The organism is Salipiger sp. 1_MG-2023 (genome assembly GCF_030547555.1).
In the GTDB taxonomy this organism is placed as follows: Bacteria; Pseudomonadota; Alphaproteobacteria; order Rhodobacterales; family Rhodobacteraceae; genus Salipiger.
Map to the genome: position 1 here is coordinate 25,510 of NZ_JAUOQN010000043.1, position 15,755 is coordinate 41,264.

The following is a 15,755-nucleotide window of genomic DNA, read 5'->3' on the forward strand; positions in this document are numbered from 1 at the left end:
CGGAGGAGGGCGTCAGGTTGTAGCAAAACCGGCCCCCTGCCTTTTTATCGGGGGGTCCATCCGTCGGATCGCGCCATCCGGTCGGACCTGCCTCGCTCCTCCCGCTGCTTGCGGCTGGCGTGGCACAGCTTACACAGCGCCTGAAGGTTCCCAGGGTCGAAGAACAGCGTTTCATCGCCCTTGTGCGGGGTGATGTGATCGACCTCCGCCGAAGTTGGGGATGACCTGCCCTTGAGGTCCAGAGGCGTCCTGCACATCCGGCACTTGTTGCCGCTCCTTGCGATGACTTGCAGCCTAAGCCGCTTCCACCTCGCCAGGTTGTAGAGCCTGCGCCCATCTCGCTTGGTCACCAGAGGGCGACAATGCCTGTTGCCGTGGTGCCGGTGCTGAGAATACGGGATACGCGCACGGCATACGGCAGGCCAGCTTGCAGCGACGGCAGGGTGACTGTCTCGCCGCCCTGCGTGATGACAGCCACGTCGCCAGATACGCCGACCATGATCGCGCGGGATACCGCGCTCAGGTCAGTGCTGTCGCTCGGTGTGACGGATGCCGCATGTGTTGCGGGGCCGGTCATGCCGCCCGTCATGCCTTGGAATGTGTCGGCCATTGCCTGCCCTCCTATCCGTCCTGTGTGGGTGCTGGGCTATCCTGCCCGAGGGTGTGAGCGCGGCGGGTGTGATCAACTCACCCGGCCCACGCAGAAGGCTGGACTTGATGTGCCTGTGCTATCCGCGCTCGTCTCGGGTCACAGCACGCTATGAGCCGAGAGGAAGGCGGTGAAAACCGACCCGTGCGGGGCCTTGTGCACAGGCTTGCCGTAGAGGGGCAGGTCATATCGAACGCGTCAGCAATCTGCCGGATGCGCCATCAGGTTAACCGTCTTCCGATGGGGAAGACTTAGGCGCGCCGCGCTCGGGATGATGCAGGGACACCTTGGCGCTGGTGTATCGGGTCGCTTAGCTCGCCCGCTAGGCCCAACCCTGCATCAACCGGAACCCGGTGAATCGAAACGCCCGACGCATTGGCCGGGCGCAATAGCTATCGCTCCGGCCCTATCCGCAATTCCGCCGTGAGGCGCGGGCCGGTGGACGGGCACGACCGGAGATATCCTGGTGCGACCTTGCGCCGAATATAGCACAATTGGCGGTTGACACAAGGGATAGCGTCACCCTGCCCGCCTCACGTCCAAAGGGTCAAGCCGGACCTTGACCACCTTGCCGAGCAGCTCGACCTCGGTCTCGATCTCGGGCCAGCCCTCGGCATTGCGCACCATGCGGCCAAATTCCAAGACCCGATCAGCGAAGGGTCCGGCGATCGCGCGGATTGCCTCGCCCGCTTTGAACCCGCACATCTCGGCATGGCTACCGCGCTCTGCGATCCGCATAGCCTCGGCCTCCTCGGCGCTGGCGCGGTCGATGAACGGCAGAACGTTGTCGCGAACCTCACGCCACGACACGGCCATGAGGGTCGATCCGATGCCGCGCGCACCGAGCGCCTCGGTGAACTTGGGGGGCGGAATACGGGCGAAAACATATCCGGGCAGGTATGCGCCTGTGATGGCCTCGGCAAAGCGGTTCTTGCCCTTCCGCTTGAACTCTATCTTGCGCGGCGCGTGAGCTTGCAGGCCCATGTCGCGCAGCTGGGCCTCGACCGCGAAATCACCGCGCATTTTTTCAGCCCCGTAGAACGGCGCAATCTGGCGCGTGGTGGTCACGCACATATACCAGCTCTTGAGCGTGTCGTCCGTCATGTCCTGCCCTATCCTGCTACGTGCCAATATCCGCAGAAGGCGCAGCGGTAGACCGACCGCGCCTTCCGGCTCTTGCTCATGACGGCCCACGCCATTGCCGCGCTGTCGAATGCGTGCTTGCTGGTCCGGGGTCATTCTGCGCTTCCCGCCCGCGCGGCGCTGCGGCGCGCGTATTCCGCCTGCGCGGCCTCCCGCGCATCGGCGCGGCTCTGAAATTCGCCGTCGATGAACGTGCTGCACCGGCCCGGCTCGAGCCAGAACGCGGAGAACAGGCCGTCAACACAGATGCTGCCGAAAATCGGGGTGCTCATGCCTCGCCCTCCTGCGGCTCATCCCACGGCGGCCGAGGGCCGAGCGATACAGACGTGGTGACAATCTCCGACGAGGAGCACGCTGGACGAGCGGCGGGAACCTGCACATACGATTTTGCGCGGGGCTCAGGCTTCCGGGCCTCGGTGATCTGCTCCAACGTGCTCATGCCGACACCTCGCGCGCTCGATAGACAAAAGGCGACGATTTGGTACCTTCGCCGCCGACCGCGCGGATGCGCCCGCTCCTGACCACCCGGTCGATGGTGTACCTCGCCTGACGCGGGCAGATGCCCAAGGCCTCGGTTATCTCCGGCCTCGTCATCGCCCGGACTGAGAGCATGGAGACGATCCGATCCTGGCGCATGGCACTGCGCCCCTTGGCCGATTGGGGGTTGGGGGCCTTCGTCCGCGAGCGGACGAGCGTATAGACCGCGCCCTGAGACTTCCCGTTCGGGTATTCCCTGCTGATCTCACATCCGCTATTTTTCAGACCGCCGACGCAGGAAACCACCATTTTCGAGGAGACGCCGTGCGCCGCCGCAAATTCTCGGCAATGCACCGGGCCCTTGCGCAGAGCGGCCCGGAGCTTCGTGGTTAATCCCGTCTTGCGGTTGACCTTGCTCGCCGTCTTGCTGTCATCCTGCGAGACCGGCAGCTTCCCGGCCCCCGTCCCTTTCGCGAGCTTGAGCATTAGCGCCCCGATTTCGGCCTCGTGCGCGACTGCGGTGCTGATGTCCGTGCGAAATACTGCGGCTGGGTTGATCGTGTTCATTGCGTCAGGCTCCCGTGGCGGTGGAAGGTCGGCAGATCACGACGTGATCCAGGTTCGCGGTCCCGCCGTCATCCGCGCAAGCGTCAGCGGCCTCCCTTCCGGCTATCTCGGCCAGATAGATTTGCGCTGCGAGTTTGATAATGTCGGTCATCTTGCGCTCCTGAACGCTGCGTTGCTTTCATATTTCCGGTAGGTCATCGCGACCGGGCTGAACGTCAGGCGGGTGTCGCCCTTTTCGATCCCGTACAGCTGCACATCGCGAACCTTCCACGCGCTCACACGCACGAAGTTTTCGCCGTCATCGTCCTGCTCTTGGTGGACGCTGAACCCCAGGCTGGGCTTGTTGAAGAATGCCGCGCTGTCGGCAATGTCGTAGCCGGTCGGGCTGCGCGGCTTGCCGTCGGTCATCATCTTGCGGGGGTGGGCAATCACGCAGATATGCGTGTCGTACTGTTCCGCCCACTGCCGGATCTGTTGCAGCGCGAAGTTGATATAGCTGGTCATGTTTTCGCCCGGCTCGGGCATGTGTTCCAGCTCGTTCCACGGGTCGATGATGATCAACTTGCAGTCATCGCGGACGGCAAGCGTGTAGATCATCGACTGCAACCACCCGAGATTGTGCTGCCCGTCTTCAAACGTCCGGTGCACGATGCGGAAATGCTCGTCCAGAAACTTGCCGGTTGCTTCGCGGCGCGATGCGTCTAGATCCTGCCAAGGCGCGCCCGCGTGAAGCAGCGAAAGGTGGTCGCGGGTCCGGTATGGGTGCGTTTCGAAAGACAGCATCCCGACGCGGATGTTTTCGTTCATGGCGATCTGATACGCGGCAAACGTGGTGAAGGTCGATTTGCCCGAACCCGGCGTGCCGGTGCCTACGGACATCGCGCCAACCTCGAAAGCCATCACGTAGTCAAACGGGGGCATCCCAACCCGCAGGACGCGGCGCGGGGGCAGCGGCGGCAAATCGGAAATGCCCGTGATGAACCCGCCGGGGGGGTCGATGCGCTTGGCTTCCGTCAGGCACCGGGCAAGCTCTCCCTCGCCATATGCGCAAAGAACGTCGTTCGCGTCCTTGCAGCCCTCCGGCCACGTCACAAACCGAACCTCGTGTCCGGCCAGGATGTTTGCAACGGTCCTGGGGAGGCTCGATCCGGCTTGGTCGTTGTCGCCTGCGACGATCACATACGGCGACTGGCGCAACAGTCCTTCCGCCTCGATCAGGCATTCGCGCTTGCCGCCGTCTTCGGTCCAGCCGTCCGGGAGGGATACCGCCCGAAGATACCCCGCCTGCATCACGCTGAGGGTGTCAATCTCGCCCTCGGTAATGACGATGGGCGAATTGCCTTCCCGCAAGCTGTCCTCGTTGTAGAGGCCGCGCGACACGCCCTGCGTGCTGCGCCAATCCTTGCGATCCGCCGCGCGGAATTTACCGGCGTAGGGCCTGCCGTTCCGCTGATACGCGAACGCCGCGACCTGTCCGAGCTGCGGATGATCCTGCGCCTTCACGCCCATATCCGCCAAAAGCGCGGCGTCCAGTTTGCGTACCTCGGTCAGCCATTTCAGAACGTCGGTCATCAAAGAACCCCCCGCCGCTGTGCCCGCAATGCCAGCAATGCCAGACCACCCCGTCCGGCGTCCTCGTCACGCTCAGGCAAGGGTCCGTCTTTTTCCGACGCATTGGGCTGCACTCCGGGCACGGGCACCGAGCGTTGTTGCCCGTCCAGCGCCTGACCTCGACCCCGGCTTCCCTCAGAATTTCGCTTTCGCTCCGCATCGCCCATTGCCTCCACTGCCTTCCAGCGGGTGGTGCCCTGCGCCTCTGCCGCCAGCGTCTCTGCTTTGAAGCGGGACAGCCCGCCGTCGAATTCCATGATGGCCGCGCGTTCGACCCATGCGTCCAGATCAAGCATGTTCGACCACCCAGCCCACGCCGTTGCCCGCGTAGCGCTTCGTCACGCCGTGGAAATCTCGCGTTTCCCCGATCTCCGGGTGGCTCTTGCGCCGCTCCTGCTGCTGCCCCTGAAAGCGAAGCGCTCCGGCGATGTAGGCCACGGGATCAACTGCGCCTTCGCGCTGGCAGCGACCGAATGCCGCGATCAACGCCTCGTCGGAATGCGTCTTGCGCCACTTCCCGATGATGCCTCTTGCCTTGCCTTGCTGAATGCCCGCATCGCCCAGCAAATTGACGCCCGCATCGAACACCATCTTGGCCGGATCGATGGGCGCGGAAGCGCCCGTCCCTACGGGAATATTTGTTACTTGTTCTTCTTTGTGCCCTTGCTGTGCCCCAGCTGTGCCCGAGCTGTGCCCCGCAGTCTGATATTTCTCATAATTGCAAAGGCTTACCTGTGTCCGAGCTGTGCCCCTTTTATTCCTGACTGTAACCGTCTGGATTTCAACCGCGCCGTGGCGCTCAAGCTTCTCTAGGAACCCGCGAACAGACTTCACGGACCATTGCCACTTGTCAGCGAGGAACCTCAGAGAGAAGCACAGCGCGCCACGCGGCACTACGTGAGGCGATCCTGCAAGGTCGATGGTCGTCGGCTTGTAGGCCGCGCTCTCGATCATCCACGACCACGCCTCGAAGCGGGACCACTTGCCAACGGGAGCGAACATCTCGTGTTCGAGCGTCCCGCGCTTCACCGCATACCAGCCGCTCATTTCTGCACCGCCTTTTTGGCGATGGCAGCGGCAAGCGCACCAATGCTCTGCCATTCGTTACAAGTTGGGGGATTGCCCGCGCACAGGGAATCATTATATTGGCCGTATTCAGCCATCATCGCACCTCCTGAACAGGTTCGGTTTTGGTTAGGCCCGTTTGCTGTTGACGCAGCTTGCGGGCCGTTCCTTTTCATAGCATATTCACCGCTCGCGCGACAAGCGTTAACCACGGCGAACCCCCTTATTTTGTTGGCGATTCACGGCAGGCTTGTGCCCCGCAAGCAGCGTTCTCAGCAGCCGCAATTCCTGGCGCAGCTTCTCCCCCGCGTCAGGCTCAGGCGATGCCGCCAGAAGCTCGATCCGGGCCGCGTAGGTGTCCGCTTTCGTGGCAAGGTCGGTCATGCTGCCACCTCGCTCAGAACGGCGATGACATAGCCGCCAGTTTCTCCGGGGAACGCGTAGGTGGTGCGCCACTCGGCATCATCCACGCCCACGGCATCGGCCAAGCCATCGCGCCCGGCCTTGAACGCCGCGATCATGTTGTCGTCGTCGCGCTTGCGCCGATCGGGCGGGTAGAATTCCAGATGCACGCCGAGCTGCTTGACCTTGAACCGGTTCACGCCCCACGCGCACGCCTCGGCCCAGCACTCGCGCCGGTACGCAGCTTTCGCAGCCGCCAGAGCCGCCCAATGCTTGCGCTTGTTCGGGTTCAGCGCAGCTGGGGGCCACGGCAGTTTGATGGTCAGCCGGTTCACGCCCTGCCCTCCTGCGCTGCCTTGCGGGCCGCGATCTTGGCGCGCTCGCCGGGCTTGAGATACCAGCGCTTGTAAGATCCGCCCTGATCGCTCGGCAGCCGCTCGTCGGACACGTCGATGCCAGCGTCCCGCAGATCGCGGATACGGGCGCGCACGTCGCCGATGTGCAGGTGCATCATGCCCTCAAGCGTGGTGATGCCGTCCTCGGCCAAGAGGTGCCGCAGCAGGCGCTCACATTGCGTTTCTGCGTCGGTCATCGCATCATCTCCACCACGTCGAGGATGTTGGTATCGAACCGCGCCCCGCGCCCCTTCGCCGCCAGCTGCGACGTGTGCTCCCGGCGCTCGTCGGTGGTGCCAGCAGTCCGCCCGCCCCAGCCTTTTGCGATGAGGATCTGGCTCACGCTTCCCGCGCTGATGCGAAGCTCGTCGGCAATGTCCTGCTGAGTGATGTTTTCCCAGCCGCGACGCTGCGCCATCGTCCAGATGCGATATGCCAGCGCCTCGCGCTTAGGGCCAAGCTTGGTCATCAGTGGACCCCCCCGGCGCGCTCCATGCGCTTCACGCAGCAATCCTGAATGCGCAGCCGTTCCGCGTGGTCTTCCGCGATCAGCACCTTGCGGCGTTCGATCCTGACATGCAGCTTTGCGAGGCGGCGGAGCTGCCGCTCATCCGCGAACCGCAGCCATTTCGCGCGCAGTCCGAACAGATCGCGGGGCTTCTTGGCGAGGCGCTGTCCGGTCGGTTTCACCGGACATTGTGCCGCTTGAGGATGCCCAAACATCAGATGCGACCCTCTGCGTTGAACAGAATTTCGTCGTCAAGGTCACGATTTCCGCCGCCCGGCCGTCCGCCCGCGCCGTAGCCGTTGCCCTGCCCGCCGCCGTAGCTGTCACCGCCGCGCGATCCGCCGTCAGACCCACCGCCCATGAACGTCAGGTCATCGACGTTGATGCCGAGATACGCCTTTCCGTCGTGGGCGCGGGACGTGGGCCGACCGCGAAGGACAAGCTTCGTCCCCTTGCTGATGTGGCGCTCAAGGCTTTCAGCGCGCTTGCCCCAGATCGAGCAATCGAACCATGTGCTGTCCCGGCGGTTGCCGTCGCGGTCCTTGCCGTTGTCGACCGCCAGCGAGAAATTCAGCACCGGGTCGCCGTTGTTGGTGCGGCGCAGAACGGCATCCTTGCCGACGTTTCCCGCAATCGTGAGCGTTTGCATAGTCTGTCACCTTTCAGGGGGTCACATCCCGACCGCATCGGCCGGGTAAAAATGGATCACGCCGCGCTCGCCATCAGCGACAGTCAGCGTGTGGGGAACGGCGATGAAGCCGGGGGCGGATACTAGCCGGGGCGATGCTGTGCCCCGGCGCTTTAACTAATCGCCGCTTTGGCGCTCCATGCTGCGGCCAGAACGCAGCGGTGACGGTTGTGCGGAATTAGGCGTCCGATCATTGCCAGCATCAACGCCACGGGGATCGGCACCCGGACGGACGGCACCCCTTCTGGCGGCGGGATCGCCAGCCAGAAGAAGAAAGCGAAGATATTTATCACCCCGTCGCCCCCTCAAAAAGCGCCGGGACCATTACAGCCCCGGCCAGGTGGCGGATGAACCGCAACAGGAAGGACAGACCACGGATTACCCGCCGTGCCGGGATCTGGTCGGGGGCTTCGACAGCCGCACGCTGCCCCCGGTAGCGCGAGGAGCCGCCAAATGCGCGGAGTGGGCGCGCATGGACGTCGGCTGGGAATAGACACGCGCTGGCGGTAGCTAGGGGGGAAATCGCCCCGCCAGCGCGCTGACCGGCGGGGGGGAGAGCGCCGGTATGGGCGTGGGAAATGGTCATGCCTCGCGCTCCCAAGAGAAGACGACGCCGGCGTCACGATGGAACGAGTACCCGACGCCCCATTCCGTCTCGATGCGCGCCCCGGTGCCCTTGATGAGCCGCCGCAGCTTGCAGATGTATACATCGATGATCTTGGCGCCGGGCGCGTCCTCTGTCGCCGAGTAGATCGCATCCATGATCTGCGGCTTGGTTCTGGTCTTACCTTCGTATCCATAGAGGTACAGCAGAAGATCACGCTGTTTCACCGTCATGTGGATGCCCGGCCAGCGGCACCGCATATCGTCTGGGGACATGACGCTGTTGATGATTTCAAGCAGCCACTCGACGGCATCCCGCGCCGCCATCTCGTGCGCCATTTGCTCGATATCATCGTAGCTCGACTTGACGCTGGGGCCTTTTCTCAGGTACAGCCCGTGGCGCGCCTCAGCACGGATAACAGCAGTCCGAGAGCAGCCAATGTCTCGCGCGAGATCCATGCGGGTCATGCCGTCTGTCTTGGCGCCGAGAAGGTCGTTTTCAGAGACAACGGCTTTCATGCGCACGCCCTCATCCAGACCTGGCGAAGCTTGTCGCCCGTTAACCACGCCGCCCGGTTTTCGCCGCCCCGCACTTGTTGCGGCGCAATGTCACGCCTAGTTGATTTGGCATGGTTATTCATTCCGCCGCCTCAGCATTCTCAGCCGGGTTCGCATCCATGAACCTGCGCAGCGCTGCAACGTCAGAATTTGTCCGCTCGATCCGGGAGATCAGCCGGTCGCGGAGGCGCGGGTTGCCGGTCGCCTTGCGGCAGACCGTGGACGGCTCTATCCCCGCGCGCTCGCAGTATGCGTCCAGTTCGGCGATGATTTTGTGATGTGTGCCCATGCGGACAATAGTGCCAATTGGCACAAGCGAGGTCAAGTGCCGAATGACACATTGCCAATAATTGCGGATGTGTCATTCACATGCCGTATGGCACATGATTTCAGACACGCGTTTATTTGGCATCTCGACAGGCACGGGACGAAACTGTCCGACCTGGTGAATGAGACCGGTGTGTCTCGTGACGTTCTAAACAAGCTTAAGGCGCGCGAGAACTCGTCAACGACCGTTGAGAATGCAATGCTGATCGCCGCATATTATGGGAAATCCATCAGCGATTTCATTGCTCTGAAGGATGCTGACGAGGCGAGCGCAGCAAGAGCCCTCTTTGACCTGCTGACGCCAGAAGAGCGGCGACTCGTGGAAGCGCAGATCCGTGGGATTCTGCGTCGCAACGAGCAGAAATAACCTCTACCGCTGCGTCAATCATGCCCTGGCAAATGACGCCGCTCCCGGCCCCACTGTAGCCGCTGTGCCCGACCGGCACCGTATTCCGATTCATGAACTCACCAGTATTTGCAATGCATTATCTGTAAGGCCGATGCCTTACGGCACGCAAGGGTAATTTCAATACTGTGCCAAATGGCACTTTTTCGCTTGACGCAGTGCCAATTGGCACACATACTCTCCCCATAGCCGCACGAAGCGGCAGGGAGACAGACCGATGACCATTTCCACGACCGACATTGACGCAATCCACGCGATGATCGCGCTGGAACGCGAGAACGCCCTGCGCGGCGCGCTCACCGGCAACCGGCGCGCGCTGGCTGAGAGCGCAGACCGCCTCGCCAAGATTGAGCGCGACGTGTTCCCCCGCGTGACCATCTCTGCGGCGATGCCCGAGCGCGCCAGCCAGATCGGGCGGGCGTGACATGCTGACGATCCGCCCCATCACCAGCACCGCAGGCGCCAGCGCATAGGGAGAGACACAGATGCTTTACGACAAAACAGGCGCAGCTTTCGATCTGGACCATGAGCGCGACGGCACTGCCTACGTTCGCCCCATGGTCAAAGTTGTCGATGTCGACACCGGCGAAGAATACGGTCACGAACCCGCAGAATACTTGGTCGAACGCCGCCGCTGCGACCTGTTCGACGCCCCGCCGGTCGAGGCACTGAACGCGGATATCGCGGCCAAGCAAGCCGAACTTGCCGCGCTGCAATCTCAGATTGCAAAAACCAAGCGGGATGCCGCGAATGAGACTTGGCGCGCTCGTCACGACCTTGAGACAGCACAGCGCCAGCTAGCCGATTGGATGAAGACGCACAAGGTTATGATCGACCTTGGCAAGCTGCTCGAAGGCCAGACGCTCTACCCCCTGACGGTCAAAGAAGGCAGTTACCACCCTGGACGCGAAGTCCCCAGCATTCCGCAGATGCGGAACGCAAGCTACCTTCGCCTTTCGGGCGGCGATTGGGACACCGGTAAGGCGTGGTCCTGCAAGCGGTACAGCAGCGACAACTACGGTTGTAGATTCCAGTTTTTCGACACGGAAGATGAACGGGCCGACGCCATTGCATCCGAGTTCGACCGGACCTGCGATGCATTCCGCAAATCTCCGGCCTTTTCGCTCGATGGCAAAACCTACAGCACCCGCCTGGACTTCGGGACGCTCACCCGCTGGGTCGAGACGCACGCCGCCCTCACGATCCCAGCCGACATTCTGGCGATGAAGGCCGCAGATGACGCTGCGAAGGTCGAGGCCCGTAAGGCCAAGCTCGCCGCCGAACTCGCCGCGATCGACAACGCCTGACCCACCCCAGCGCATAGGGAGACACGCCATGAAGCACGATCCGGTGAAGCACGATTGGGACTCCGTGAGCGTTGCAGAGCGCAACCGGGCGATTGCTGATCGCTATCAGGCGATCGGGAAAGACGCAGCGCTGTCCGAGATGAAGGCCCGAGCCAATGCCGTCTGGGCCAAGATGAAGGCCAGCCAGCGCGAGCAGCGCACCAAGCAAGACGCCTTCATCGGGCCGCGCACCCGCCGCCCCATGCGCCCGCTTGCAGATCACGCGCAGGCGCACATCGACGCCGGTGGTTGCTCTGGTGATCTCTGCCGCACCTGTTCCGGCCAAGGCTGGCGGTTGGACGAATACGACCACGACAAATGGACCGACGCACGCTGCGACTGGTGCAACGGCTCGGGGCTGGGCGCATGACCCGCGCCACATCCCTCATCATCGCCGCGCTGCTTGGCGCGTATCTCATTCACCTGACGGTCGCGACCATTCGCGGCGTCCAAGCCTGCGGGGCCTGCTAATGGATCCTCTTGAGCAATTCACCGACAGCGACCTGACGCTTTCCGGCGCGGCCGCCCTTCACTCCATGGCGCGGGCCGGGGATCTGCACCACATCGACGGGCCGCTGATTCAAGCCCTGACCGATCTTGCAGACACCGGCAATGCAGAGGTGTTCGGCTGCGTTATCGAGCGGCTCCCGATCGGCATGTTCCGCGTCACGATGGGCGCATCGGATTTCGTGGCAGACAGCGCATTGCACGCAGTCATCGAGGCCCAGACCGCCAATCGCACGGCATGGCTAGGGAATACCCGCCCCGGCTGGTCCACAGGCTATGGGATGGCTGCGCAATGATCCATCCCCTGATGATGCGCGATGATTTCGGGATCGGCCAAGCTGCCGCAGCCCGGATCGCCATGCAGATCGCATCCGAGACGATGCGCGAGCGTGTGGTTGATGCTTTCGCGACCGGCTGGGTCAACCCGCAATGGCGCGCAATGTCGCGCGAGAGATTTGACGCGGCGCGGGCTGAGTATGCCGCCGCCGCAAAGGTACAGGAGGCATGGACATGATTGACTGGAAGGAAGCAAGCGAGCACCTGAACGCCCCGCTAGATCCGAAGCACGTCAAGGGGCGCACCCAAGGCGGCGCATCGGTCAGCTACATCGAAGGATGGCACGCTATTGCCGAGGCCAACCGCATATTCGGTTTCGGCGCATGGAACCGCGAGGCTGTCGAGATCCGGCAGCTTGGCGATCCGCGCGAGGTAAACAGCAAGATGCGCGTGGATTATATGGCGCGCGTGCGGATCACTGTCGGAGACGTTGTGCGCGATGGCACCGGTTTCGGCCAAGGCATCGACCGTGACGTCGGGCAGGCACACGAGAGCGGCATGAAGGAAGCTGAGACGGACGCGATGAAGCGCGCCCTGATGACCTTCGGCAACCCGTTCGGCCTTGCGCTCTACGACAAGAGCAAGGCGAACGTGCGTGAATCGGAGCCGACACCTGCCGAGAGCCGCGACAGGATCAAGGCCGCGATCCTGAAGGCACAGGACGTGCAGGCGCTTGACAGGCTGTGGAAACACCCCGTCACCGAAAAGACCTTCGCAAGCCTTCCCGAGCCGATGCAGGGGGAGCTTTCGAAAGCCTACAGCGACCAGACCGCCCGCGTCTGTCAGGCCCCCGCCAACGGGACGCAGTACCAGTGAAGGGGGCGCTCCGCATAATCCGCTGCCATAACCGCGAGGCAGTATCGCGCGAGGTTGCGGGGCTGCCTAACGGCTTTGAGGTCATCATCCGAGAGCCGAGCCGAACGACGGACCAGAACGCCAAAATGTGGGCCATGCTTTCCGACATTTCCCGAGCCATGCCGGAAGGCCGACAGCATCCAGCGGAGACATGGAAAGCCTTGTTCATGCACGCGCTTGGCTTCGAAACACAATTTCAGACCGGCCTTAATGGCGAGCCGTTCCCCGTTGGGTTCAGGACGTCCCGACTTCGCAAGGCTCAGATGGTGGACCTGATCACCTTCATTTCTGAATACGGCGACCGCCACGGCGTGCAGTGGAGCGAGCCTAACCCATACGAGATGACGCCATGAACATCACCCAGCGCCCAATTTTTCAGAAAGGCCAGCGCCCCGCAGCTGTGAAGCTGATCCGCGACGACGCCCGAGGCCGCGACTGCACGCTGATGATCCCCGGCGTCTGCTGCCATGACCCGGCGCGCACCGTGGGCTGCCATATGCGCTTTTTCGGCTTCGCTGGCATGGGCCAGAAGCCCGACGACATTTTCATCTTGGATGCCTGCGATTGCTGCCACGCGGTTTTCGACAGCCGCAAACGCTGGGCCGAGGCCGCGCTTGGCTGGGATGACGTTCTGCGTGCGTTCATGACGACGCTCGCCAATCGCCGCGCCGCTGGTCTGATCCAGCTCGCCCGCGCCTGACAGAGAGGACCGCACCGCATGACCGACACGACCGACATACCCCGCACCGCCGAGGCCCTGCACACAGAGCCGCCCGTCATCAGCTACCAGTCCGGCGACAGAGTGCGCGCATGGCTGAGAGGCGAGGACACATTCGCCCTGCACGCCGAGATCGAGCGCCGCCACGGGATCAGCACCACGCCCAACCGCCGCGCCGGCGGGGCCGTCATCGCCATGGTGGGCATCGCATGGGGCCTCGCAATCGCGGGCATCGTTTGGATCGCATGATGACATGGTGCTACCTCCCCGAAACGGACTATCCCTCTGCGCAGGAGCCGGTGGCCTTGATATGGGCCTCATGCTCGCAGAGCCGGATTTCCACACCCGATGCTTTGTCGAGTGGGAAGAGTACCCGCGCGGAGCCCTCATCTGGGAGGAGCCTGCGCTGCGGGAGGAATCTATGCAGATGGAACTTTTTTGACATGACCGCCGCCGCGCAATGGGGCGGCTACGCCCACAAACAGGAGACAGCAGCATGACCAACACCAGCACAAAGGCGATGATGCGCGAGGCCGACATGATGGACGCCAGCAGAAACCACATCTGGGCGGAAAAAACCCGCGCCCTAGTCGCCGAGCGCGACAGCCTCGCCAGCGACCTTGCCGCCGCCGCCGAGCGCGAGCTTGCGCTACAGGACGACGTGCGCCGCGCAAGCGAACGGGGTGCCGCGCTGGAAGCCGAGAACGCCGATCTGCGGAGGGTGCTGGCACTGATCCGGGACCACCGCGAAGAATGCCACGCACACGACGACGAGATGGGGCATGAGCGCCGCGAATTCGATGCCGATGACGTGAGGCTCATGGAATACGCCGCCCGCGCCGCCCTCAAGGAGACCACAGCATGACCGACACGACGAAACCCACGCAAGGGGCGCTGCGCGAGATGGCCCGCGACCTCGTGCGCGGCAGCATCATCGAGGATGCGACGGCGCAGTTTATCGCGCTGGTGCTGCGGCAGGTGCATGACGAGCAGATCGCACCCCTCGCCGCCGAGCGGGACGCGCTGCGGGACCAGCTTGCCGAGGCACGCAAGGCCATGAGGACGGTGGAGACCGGCCTCGCGTTCATGGCGGTAGAAGACGACGAGGCGGGGCGCATGGCGGGCAAGCTGCTGCCGACCGCCCGCGCCTTCCTCGCCCTTGCCGGGGAGCCGAACCAATGACCGACGACCGAAAAGAGCTCGCCGTGGTGGTTTACCTCATCGTCGCGCTGGTGGTCGGCAGCGCGTGGCCGATTTGGGCGGTGCTGCTGATCGTGGGGGCGCTGACATGACCAGCAGCCCCTACACCCCGGAAACCCTCGCGGGCCGCTGGCAGTGTAGCCCGGAGACGGTGCGTCAGCTATGCAAGGCGAACCGGCTTGGCCACTTCCGGCTTGGTCGGCTCTATCGCATCAAACCTGAACACGTCGAGGAATACGAATGCCAGACATTACAATCGGACGCCTGCGAGGCGGCTTCTGCGTCCACTGGATCGACCCCAGCACCGGCAAGCGAACCCGTCATCAGCTTGCGGCACGCTCCCGTAAGGAAGCGGAAGCCGAGGGGCTGAGGGTCTACCGGGAGAAGTTCGCCGCGAGCAGACCGCGCGGCGGGACCATCGCGGACCTATGGCAAGCCTACGTCGAAGAGCTTGGCGACAAGCCCACGGCGCGCACCATGGGATCGACAGGAAAGCCTATCCTTCAGCACTTCGGGGCCTACACCCCGGAGCAGATCACCAAGGCGATGTGCGTCGAGTACAAGCGCAAGCGGTACGAGGCGGGCAAGTCACAGAATACCGTCTGGACGGAGCTCGGCCACCTTCGCAGCGCCATGAACTTCGCGGTTGATGTGCAGGCTATCGATCGCGCGCCGAAGATCTGGCGGCCGGCAAAGCCTCAGCCGGAAATCCGGGTGCTGAATCGTGGCGAGGCTCGGGCGCTGATCGACGGGGCACACGATCCGCATATCCGTCTGGCGCTGGTGCTCCTGCTCGGGACCGGCGCGCGGATTGGCGCTGTGCTGGATCTGGAATGGAGCCGCGTGGATTTCGAGCGGGGCATCATCAATCTGCGGATCGAAGATGAGCAGACACGGAAAGGCCGGGCAATCGTGCCAATGAACAACGCAACGCGCCCGGCCCTTCTCGCAGCTAAGGAAGCCGCTCTGTCTGACTATGTGATCGAATACGGGGGCCGCCGCGTCAAGAGCATTCGGACGGGCTTCGTCAACGCGGTTGAGCGATCGGGCATCGGGCACATCACGATCCACGGGCTTCGGCATACTGCCGCCGTGACGATGCTGTCGGCGGGCATCCCCATCGGGAAAGTCGCCCAGGTGCTCGGGCACAGCAACACGCGCGTGACTGAAACGACATATGCGCGCTACCTGCCGAGCCACATGCAGGACGCGGTTGATGTGCTGGATTTCGCCAGCCTGAAAGCGGCGCGGGCGTAGTTACGAAATGCACTGCGGTTCACTGAACCGCGCGAACCGGAAACAGGTTGGATAGCTGGGCGAAAATGTTGTGTGAAAGTAGCGTTGTGGGCCAGAAATGAATAGCTTGGCGGCACATCGTTTCGTTTACACCGAAA

The 15,755-nt window shown here is 63.2% G+C and carries 30 protein-coding genes; 14 read left to right on the forward strand and 16 right to left on the reverse strand.

The annotated features are described in order from the left end of the window. Window positions 1-44: 44 nt before the first annotated feature. From Q4543_RS17640 to Q4543_RS17715, 16 genes are all read right to left on the reverse strand, one after another. Entirely contained in the window at window positions 45-257 is a 213-nt protein-coding gene (locus Q4543_RS17640; protein WP_303440501.1) for an HNH endonuclease, read from the reverse strand. A gap of 89 nt (window positions 258-346) precedes the next feature. Further along, entirely contained in the window at window positions 347-610 is a 264-nt protein-coding gene (locus Q4543_RS17645) for a hypothetical protein (protein WP_303440453.1), read from the reverse strand. A 558-nt stretch (window positions 611-1,168) separates the two neighbouring features. Continuing rightward, on the reverse strand, window positions 1,169-1,888 hold the full coding sequence (locus Q4543_RS17650) for a transcription termination/antitermination protein NusG (RefSeq protein WP_303440455.1): 720 nt from the start codon (window positions 1,886-1,888) through the stop codon (window positions 1,169-1,171). Beyond that, a complete protein-coding gene (locus tag Q4543_RS17655; RefSeq protein WP_303440457.1) occupies window positions 1,885-2,064 on the reverse strand; it encodes a hypothetical protein in 180 nt (59 codons plus the stop codon). The genes Q4543_RS17650 and Q4543_RS17655 overlap by 4 nt, the downstream gene beginning before the upstream one ends. Window positions 2,065-2,227: 163 nt before the next feature. Next, the gene (locus Q4543_RS17660) at window positions 2,228-2,836 is read right to left on the reverse strand and encodes a hypothetical protein (RefSeq protein ID WP_303440459.1); all 609 of its coding nucleotides are present in this window, start codon (window positions 2,834-2,836) and stop codon (window positions 2,228-2,230) included. Between the two features lie 4 nt (window positions 2,837-2,840). Next, a complete protein-coding gene (locus Q4543_RS17665; protein WP_303440461.1) occupies window positions 2,841-2,987 on the reverse strand; it encodes a hypothetical protein in 147 nt (48 codons plus the stop codon). Beyond that, window positions 2,984-4,408 (reverse strand): bifunctional DNA primase/helicase, encoded by a 1,425-nt coding sequence (locus tag Q4543_RS17670; RefSeq protein WP_303440463.1) that lies wholly within the window; start codon window positions 4,406-4,408, stop codon window positions 2,984-2,986. The genes Q4543_RS17665 and Q4543_RS17670 overlap by 4 nt, the downstream gene beginning before the upstream one ends. Continuing rightward, window positions 4,408-4,743 (reverse strand): hypothetical protein, encoded by a 336-nt coding sequence (locus Q4543_RS17675; protein WP_303440465.1) that lies wholly within the window; start codon window positions 4,741-4,743, stop codon window positions 4,408-4,410. The genes Q4543_RS17670 and Q4543_RS17675 overlap by 1 nt, the downstream gene beginning before the upstream one ends. Next, window positions 4,736-5,494, reverse strand: a complete 759-nt coding sequence (locus Q4543_RS17680) for a hypothetical protein (RefSeq protein WP_303440467.1) — start codon at window positions 5,492-5,494, stop codon at window positions 4,736-4,738. The genes Q4543_RS17675 and Q4543_RS17680 overlap by 8 nt, the downstream gene beginning before the upstream one ends. 222 nt (window positions 5,495-5,716) lie before the next feature. Next, a complete protein-coding gene (locus Q4543_RS17685; protein WP_303440468.1) occupies window positions 5,717-5,896 on the reverse strand; it encodes a hypothetical protein in 180 nt (59 codons plus the stop codon). Further along, window positions 5,893-6,249 (reverse strand): hypothetical protein, encoded by a 357-nt coding sequence (locus Q4543_RS17690; RefSeq protein ID WP_303440469.1) that lies wholly within the window; start codon window positions 6,247-6,249, stop codon window positions 5,893-5,895. The genes Q4543_RS17685 and Q4543_RS17690 overlap by 4 nt, the downstream gene beginning before the upstream one ends. Next, window positions 6,246-6,506: a helix-turn-helix domain-containing protein gene (locus tag Q4543_RS17695; protein ID WP_303440470.1), complete on the reverse strand. Its 261-nt coding sequence runs from the start codon at window positions 6,504-6,506 to the stop codon at window positions 6,246-6,248. The genes Q4543_RS17690 and Q4543_RS17695 overlap by 4 nt, the downstream gene beginning before the upstream one ends. Further along, entirely contained in the window at window positions 6,503-6,778 is a 276-nt protein-coding gene (locus Q4543_RS17700) for a helix-turn-helix domain-containing protein (RefSeq protein ID WP_303440471.1), read from the reverse strand. Before Q4543_RS17700 ends, Q4543_RS17695 begins: the two co-directional genes overlap by 4 nt. Further along, window positions 6,778-6,999: a hypothetical protein gene (locus Q4543_RS17705; RefSeq protein ID WP_303440473.1), complete on the reverse strand. Its 222-nt coding sequence runs from the start codon at window positions 6,997-6,999 to the stop codon at window positions 6,778-6,780. The genes Q4543_RS17700 and Q4543_RS17705 overlap by 1 nt, the downstream gene beginning before the upstream one ends. A gap of 32 nt (window positions 7,000-7,031) precedes the next feature. Then, entirely contained in the window at window positions 7,032-7,466 is a 435-nt protein-coding gene (locus Q4543_RS17710) for a single-stranded DNA-binding protein (protein WP_303440474.1), read from the reverse strand. A gap of 621 nt (window positions 7,467-8,087) precedes the next feature. Next, the gene (locus tag Q4543_RS17715) at window positions 8,088-8,627 is read right to left on the reverse strand and encodes a winged helix-turn-helix domain-containing protein (protein ID WP_303440476.1); all 540 of its coding nucleotides are present in this window, start codon (window positions 8,625-8,627) and stop codon (window positions 8,088-8,090) included. Window positions 8,628-8,727: 100 nt separating this feature from the next. Between Q4543_RS17715 and Q4543_RS17720 the strand changes: the two genes are divergently transcribed. The 14 genes from Q4543_RS17720 (at window position 8,728) to Q4543_RS17780 (ending at window position 15,618) form a co-directional block, all read left to right on the forward strand. Continuing rightward, a complete protein-coding gene (locus tag Q4543_RS17720) occupies window positions 8,728-9,360 on the forward strand; it encodes a helix-turn-helix transcriptional regulator (RefSeq protein WP_303440478.1) in 633 nt (210 codons plus the stop codon). 256 nt (window positions 9,361-9,616) lie between these two features. Beyond that, on the forward strand, window positions 9,617-9,823 hold the full coding sequence (locus tag Q4543_RS17725; protein WP_303440480.1) for a hypothetical protein: 207 nt from the start codon (window positions 9,617-9,619) through the stop codon (window positions 9,821-9,823). Window positions 9,824-9,884: 61 nt separating this feature from the next. Next, window positions 9,885-10,706 carry a hypothetical protein gene (locus Q4543_RS17730; protein ID WP_303440481.1) on the forward strand — a complete coding sequence of 274 codons (822 nt, stop codon included), beginning with the start codon at window positions 9,885-9,887 and terminating at the stop codon, window positions 10,704-10,706. A 28-nt stretch (window positions 10,707-10,734) separates the two neighbouring features. Next, complete coding sequence (locus tag Q4543_RS17735) at window positions 10,735-11,115, forward strand: hypothetical protein (protein ID WP_303440483.1); 381 nt, start codon at window positions 10,735-10,737, stop codon at window positions 11,113-11,115. A 100-nt stretch (window positions 11,116-11,215) separates the two neighbouring features. Beyond that, window positions 11,216-11,548 (forward strand): hypothetical protein, encoded by a 333-nt coding sequence (locus Q4543_RS17740; RefSeq protein WP_303440485.1) that lies wholly within the window; start codon window positions 11,216-11,218, stop codon window positions 11,546-11,548. Beyond that, entirely contained in the window at window positions 11,545-11,766 is a 222-nt protein-coding gene (locus Q4543_RS17745; RefSeq protein ID WP_303440486.1) for a hypothetical protein, read from the forward strand. The genes Q4543_RS17740 and Q4543_RS17745 overlap by 4 nt, the downstream gene beginning before the upstream one ends. Then, window positions 11,763-12,404: an RAD52 family DNA repair protein gene (locus tag Q4543_RS17750; RefSeq protein WP_303440487.1), complete on the forward strand. Its 642-nt coding sequence runs from the start codon at window positions 11,763-11,765 to the stop codon at window positions 12,402-12,404. The genes Q4543_RS17745 and Q4543_RS17750 overlap by 4 nt, the downstream gene beginning before the upstream one ends. Then, window positions 12,401-12,796: a recombination protein NinB gene (locus tag Q4543_RS17755; protein ID WP_303440489.1), complete on the forward strand. Its 396-nt coding sequence runs from the start codon at window positions 12,401-12,403 to the stop codon at window positions 12,794-12,796. The genes Q4543_RS17750 and Q4543_RS17755 overlap by 4 nt, the downstream gene beginning before the upstream one ends. Further along, window positions 12,793-13,143: a nuclease domain-containing protein gene (locus tag Q4543_RS17760; RefSeq protein ID WP_303440491.1), complete on the forward strand. Its 351-nt coding sequence runs from the start codon at window positions 12,793-12,795 to the stop codon at window positions 13,141-13,143. Before Q4543_RS17755 ends, Q4543_RS17760 begins: the two co-directional genes overlap by 4 nt. A gap of 18 nt (window positions 13,144-13,161) precedes the next feature. Further along, complete coding sequence (locus Q4543_RS17765) at window positions 13,162-13,410, forward strand: hypothetical protein (RefSeq protein ID WP_303440493.1); 249 nt, start codon at window positions 13,162-13,164, stop codon at window positions 13,408-13,410. Window positions 13,411-13,657: 247 nt separating this feature from the next. After that, a complete protein-coding gene (locus tag Q4543_RS17770) occupies window positions 13,658-14,026 on the forward strand; it encodes a hypothetical protein (RefSeq protein WP_303440495.1) in 369 nt (122 codons plus the stop codon). Further along, a complete protein-coding gene (locus tag Q4543_RS17775) occupies window positions 14,023-14,343 on the forward strand; it encodes a hypothetical protein (protein WP_303440497.1) in 321 nt (106 codons plus the stop codon). Before Q4543_RS17770 ends, Q4543_RS17775 begins: the two co-directional genes overlap by 4 nt. Before the next feature lie 106 nt (window positions 14,344-14,449). After that, entirely contained in the window at window positions 14,450-14,731 is a 282-nt protein-coding gene (locus Q4543_RS24630) for a helix-turn-helix domain-containing protein (RefSeq protein WP_368502166.1), read from the forward strand. Window positions 14,732-14,838: 107 nt separating this feature from the next. Beyond that, window positions 14,839-15,618 (forward strand): tyrosine-type recombinase/integrase, encoded by a 780-nt coding sequence (locus tag Q4543_RS17780; RefSeq protein WP_368502167.1) that lies wholly within the window; start codon window positions 14,839-14,841, stop codon window positions 15,616-15,618. Window positions 15,619-15,755: the final 137 nt, after the last annotated feature.

Bases quoted from the DNA above. Each gene is read 5' to 3' on its own strand.
- Q4543_RS17670 (WP_303440463.1), bottom strand. From the start codon at position 4,408: ATGACCGACGTTCTGAAATGGCTGACCGAGGTACGCAAACTGGACGCC.
- Q4543_RS17675 (WP_303440465.1), bottom strand. From the start codon at position 4,743: ATGCTTGATCTGGACGCATGGGTCGAACGCGCGGCCATCATGGAATTC.
- Q4543_RS17765 (WP_303440493.1), top strand. From the start codon at position 13,162: ATGACCGACACGACCGACATACCCCGCACCGCCGAGGCCCTGCACACA.
- Q4543_RS17695 (WP_303440470.1), bottom strand. From the start codon at position 6,506: ATGACCGACGCAGAAACGCAATGTGAGCGCCTGCTGCGGCACCTCTTG.
- Q4543_RS24630 (WP_368502166.1), top strand. From the start codon at position 14,450: ATGACCAGCAGCCCCTACACCCCGGAAACCCTCGCGGGCCGCTGGCAG.
- Q4543_RS17640 (WP_303440501.1), bottom strand. From the start codon at position 257: ATGTGCAGGACGCCTCTGGACCTCAAGGGCAGGTCATCCCCAACTTCG.
- Q4543_RS17655 (WP_303440457.1), bottom strand. From the start codon at position 2,064: ATGAGCACCCCGATTTTCGGCAGCATCTGTGTTGACGGCCTGTTCTCC.
- Q4543_RS17710 (WP_303440474.1), bottom strand. From the start codon at position 7,466: ATGCAAACGCTCACGATTGCGGGAAACGTCGGCAAGGATGCCGTTCTG.
- Q4543_RS17645 (WP_303440453.1), bottom strand. From the start codon at position 610: ATGGCCGACACATTCCAAGGCATGACGGGCGGCATGACCGGCCCCGCA.
- Q4543_RS17660 (WP_303440459.1), bottom strand. From the start codon at position 2,836: ATGAACACGATCAACCCAGCCGCAGTATTTCGCACGGACATCAGCACC.
- Q4543_RS17775 (WP_303440497.1), top strand. From the start codon at position 14,023: ATGACCGACACGACGAAACCCACGCAAGGGGCGCTGCGCGAGATGGCC.
- Q4543_RS17760 (WP_303440491.1), top strand. From the start codon at position 12,793: ATGAACATCACCCAGCGCCCAATTTTTCAGAAAGGCCAGCGCCCCGCA.
- Q4543_RS17715 (WP_303440476.1), bottom strand. From the start codon at position 8,627: ATGAAAGCCGTTGTCTCTGAAAACGACCTTCTCGGCGCCAAGACAGAC.
- Q4543_RS17730 (WP_303440481.1), top strand. From the start codon at position 9,885: ATGCTTTACGACAAAACAGGCGCAGCTTTCGATCTGGACCATGAGCGC.
- Q4543_RS17750 (WP_303440487.1), top strand. From the start codon at position 11,763: ATGATTGACTGGAAGGAAGCAAGCGAGCACCTGAACGCCCCGCTAGAT.
- Q4543_RS17780 (WP_368502167.1), top strand. From the start codon at position 14,839: ATGGGATCGACAGGAAAGCCTATCCTTCAGCACTTCGGGGCCTACACC.
- Q4543_RS17680 (WP_303440467.1), bottom strand. From the start codon at position 5,494: ATGAGCGGCTGGTATGCGGTGAAGCGCGGGACGCTCGAACACGAGATG.
- Q4543_RS17740 (WP_303440485.1), top strand. From the start codon at position 11,216: ATGGATCCTCTTGAGCAATTCACCGACAGCGACCTGACGCTTTCCGGC.
- Q4543_RS17770 (WP_303440495.1), top strand. From the start codon at position 13,658: ATGACCAACACCAGCACAAAGGCGATGATGCGCGAGGCCGACATGATG.
- Q4543_RS17725 (WP_303440480.1), top strand. From the start codon at position 9,617: ATGACCATTTCCACGACCGACATTGACGCAATCCACGCGATGATCGCG.
- Q4543_RS17700 (WP_303440471.1), bottom strand. From the start codon at position 6,778: ATGACCAAGCTTGGCCCTAAGCGCGAGGCGCTGGCATATCGCATCTGG.
- Q4543_RS17745 (WP_303440486.1), top strand. From the start codon at position 11,545: ATGATCCATCCCCTGATGATGCGCGATGATTTCGGGATCGGCCAAGCT.
- Q4543_RS17735 (WP_303440483.1), top strand. From the start codon at position 10,735: ATGAAGCACGATCCGGTGAAGCACGATTGGGACTCCGTGAGCGTTGCA.
- Q4543_RS17650 (WP_303440455.1), bottom strand. From the start codon at position 1,888: ATGACCCCGGACCAGCAAGCACGCATTCGACAGCGCGGCAATGGCGTG.
- Q4543_RS17665 (WP_303440461.1), bottom strand. From the start codon at position 2,987: ATGACCGACATTATCAAACTCGCAGCGCAAATCTATCTGGCCGAGATA.
- Q4543_RS17685 (WP_303440468.1), bottom strand. From the start codon at position 5,896: ATGACCGACCTTGCCACGAAAGCGGACACCTACGCGGCCCGGATCGAG.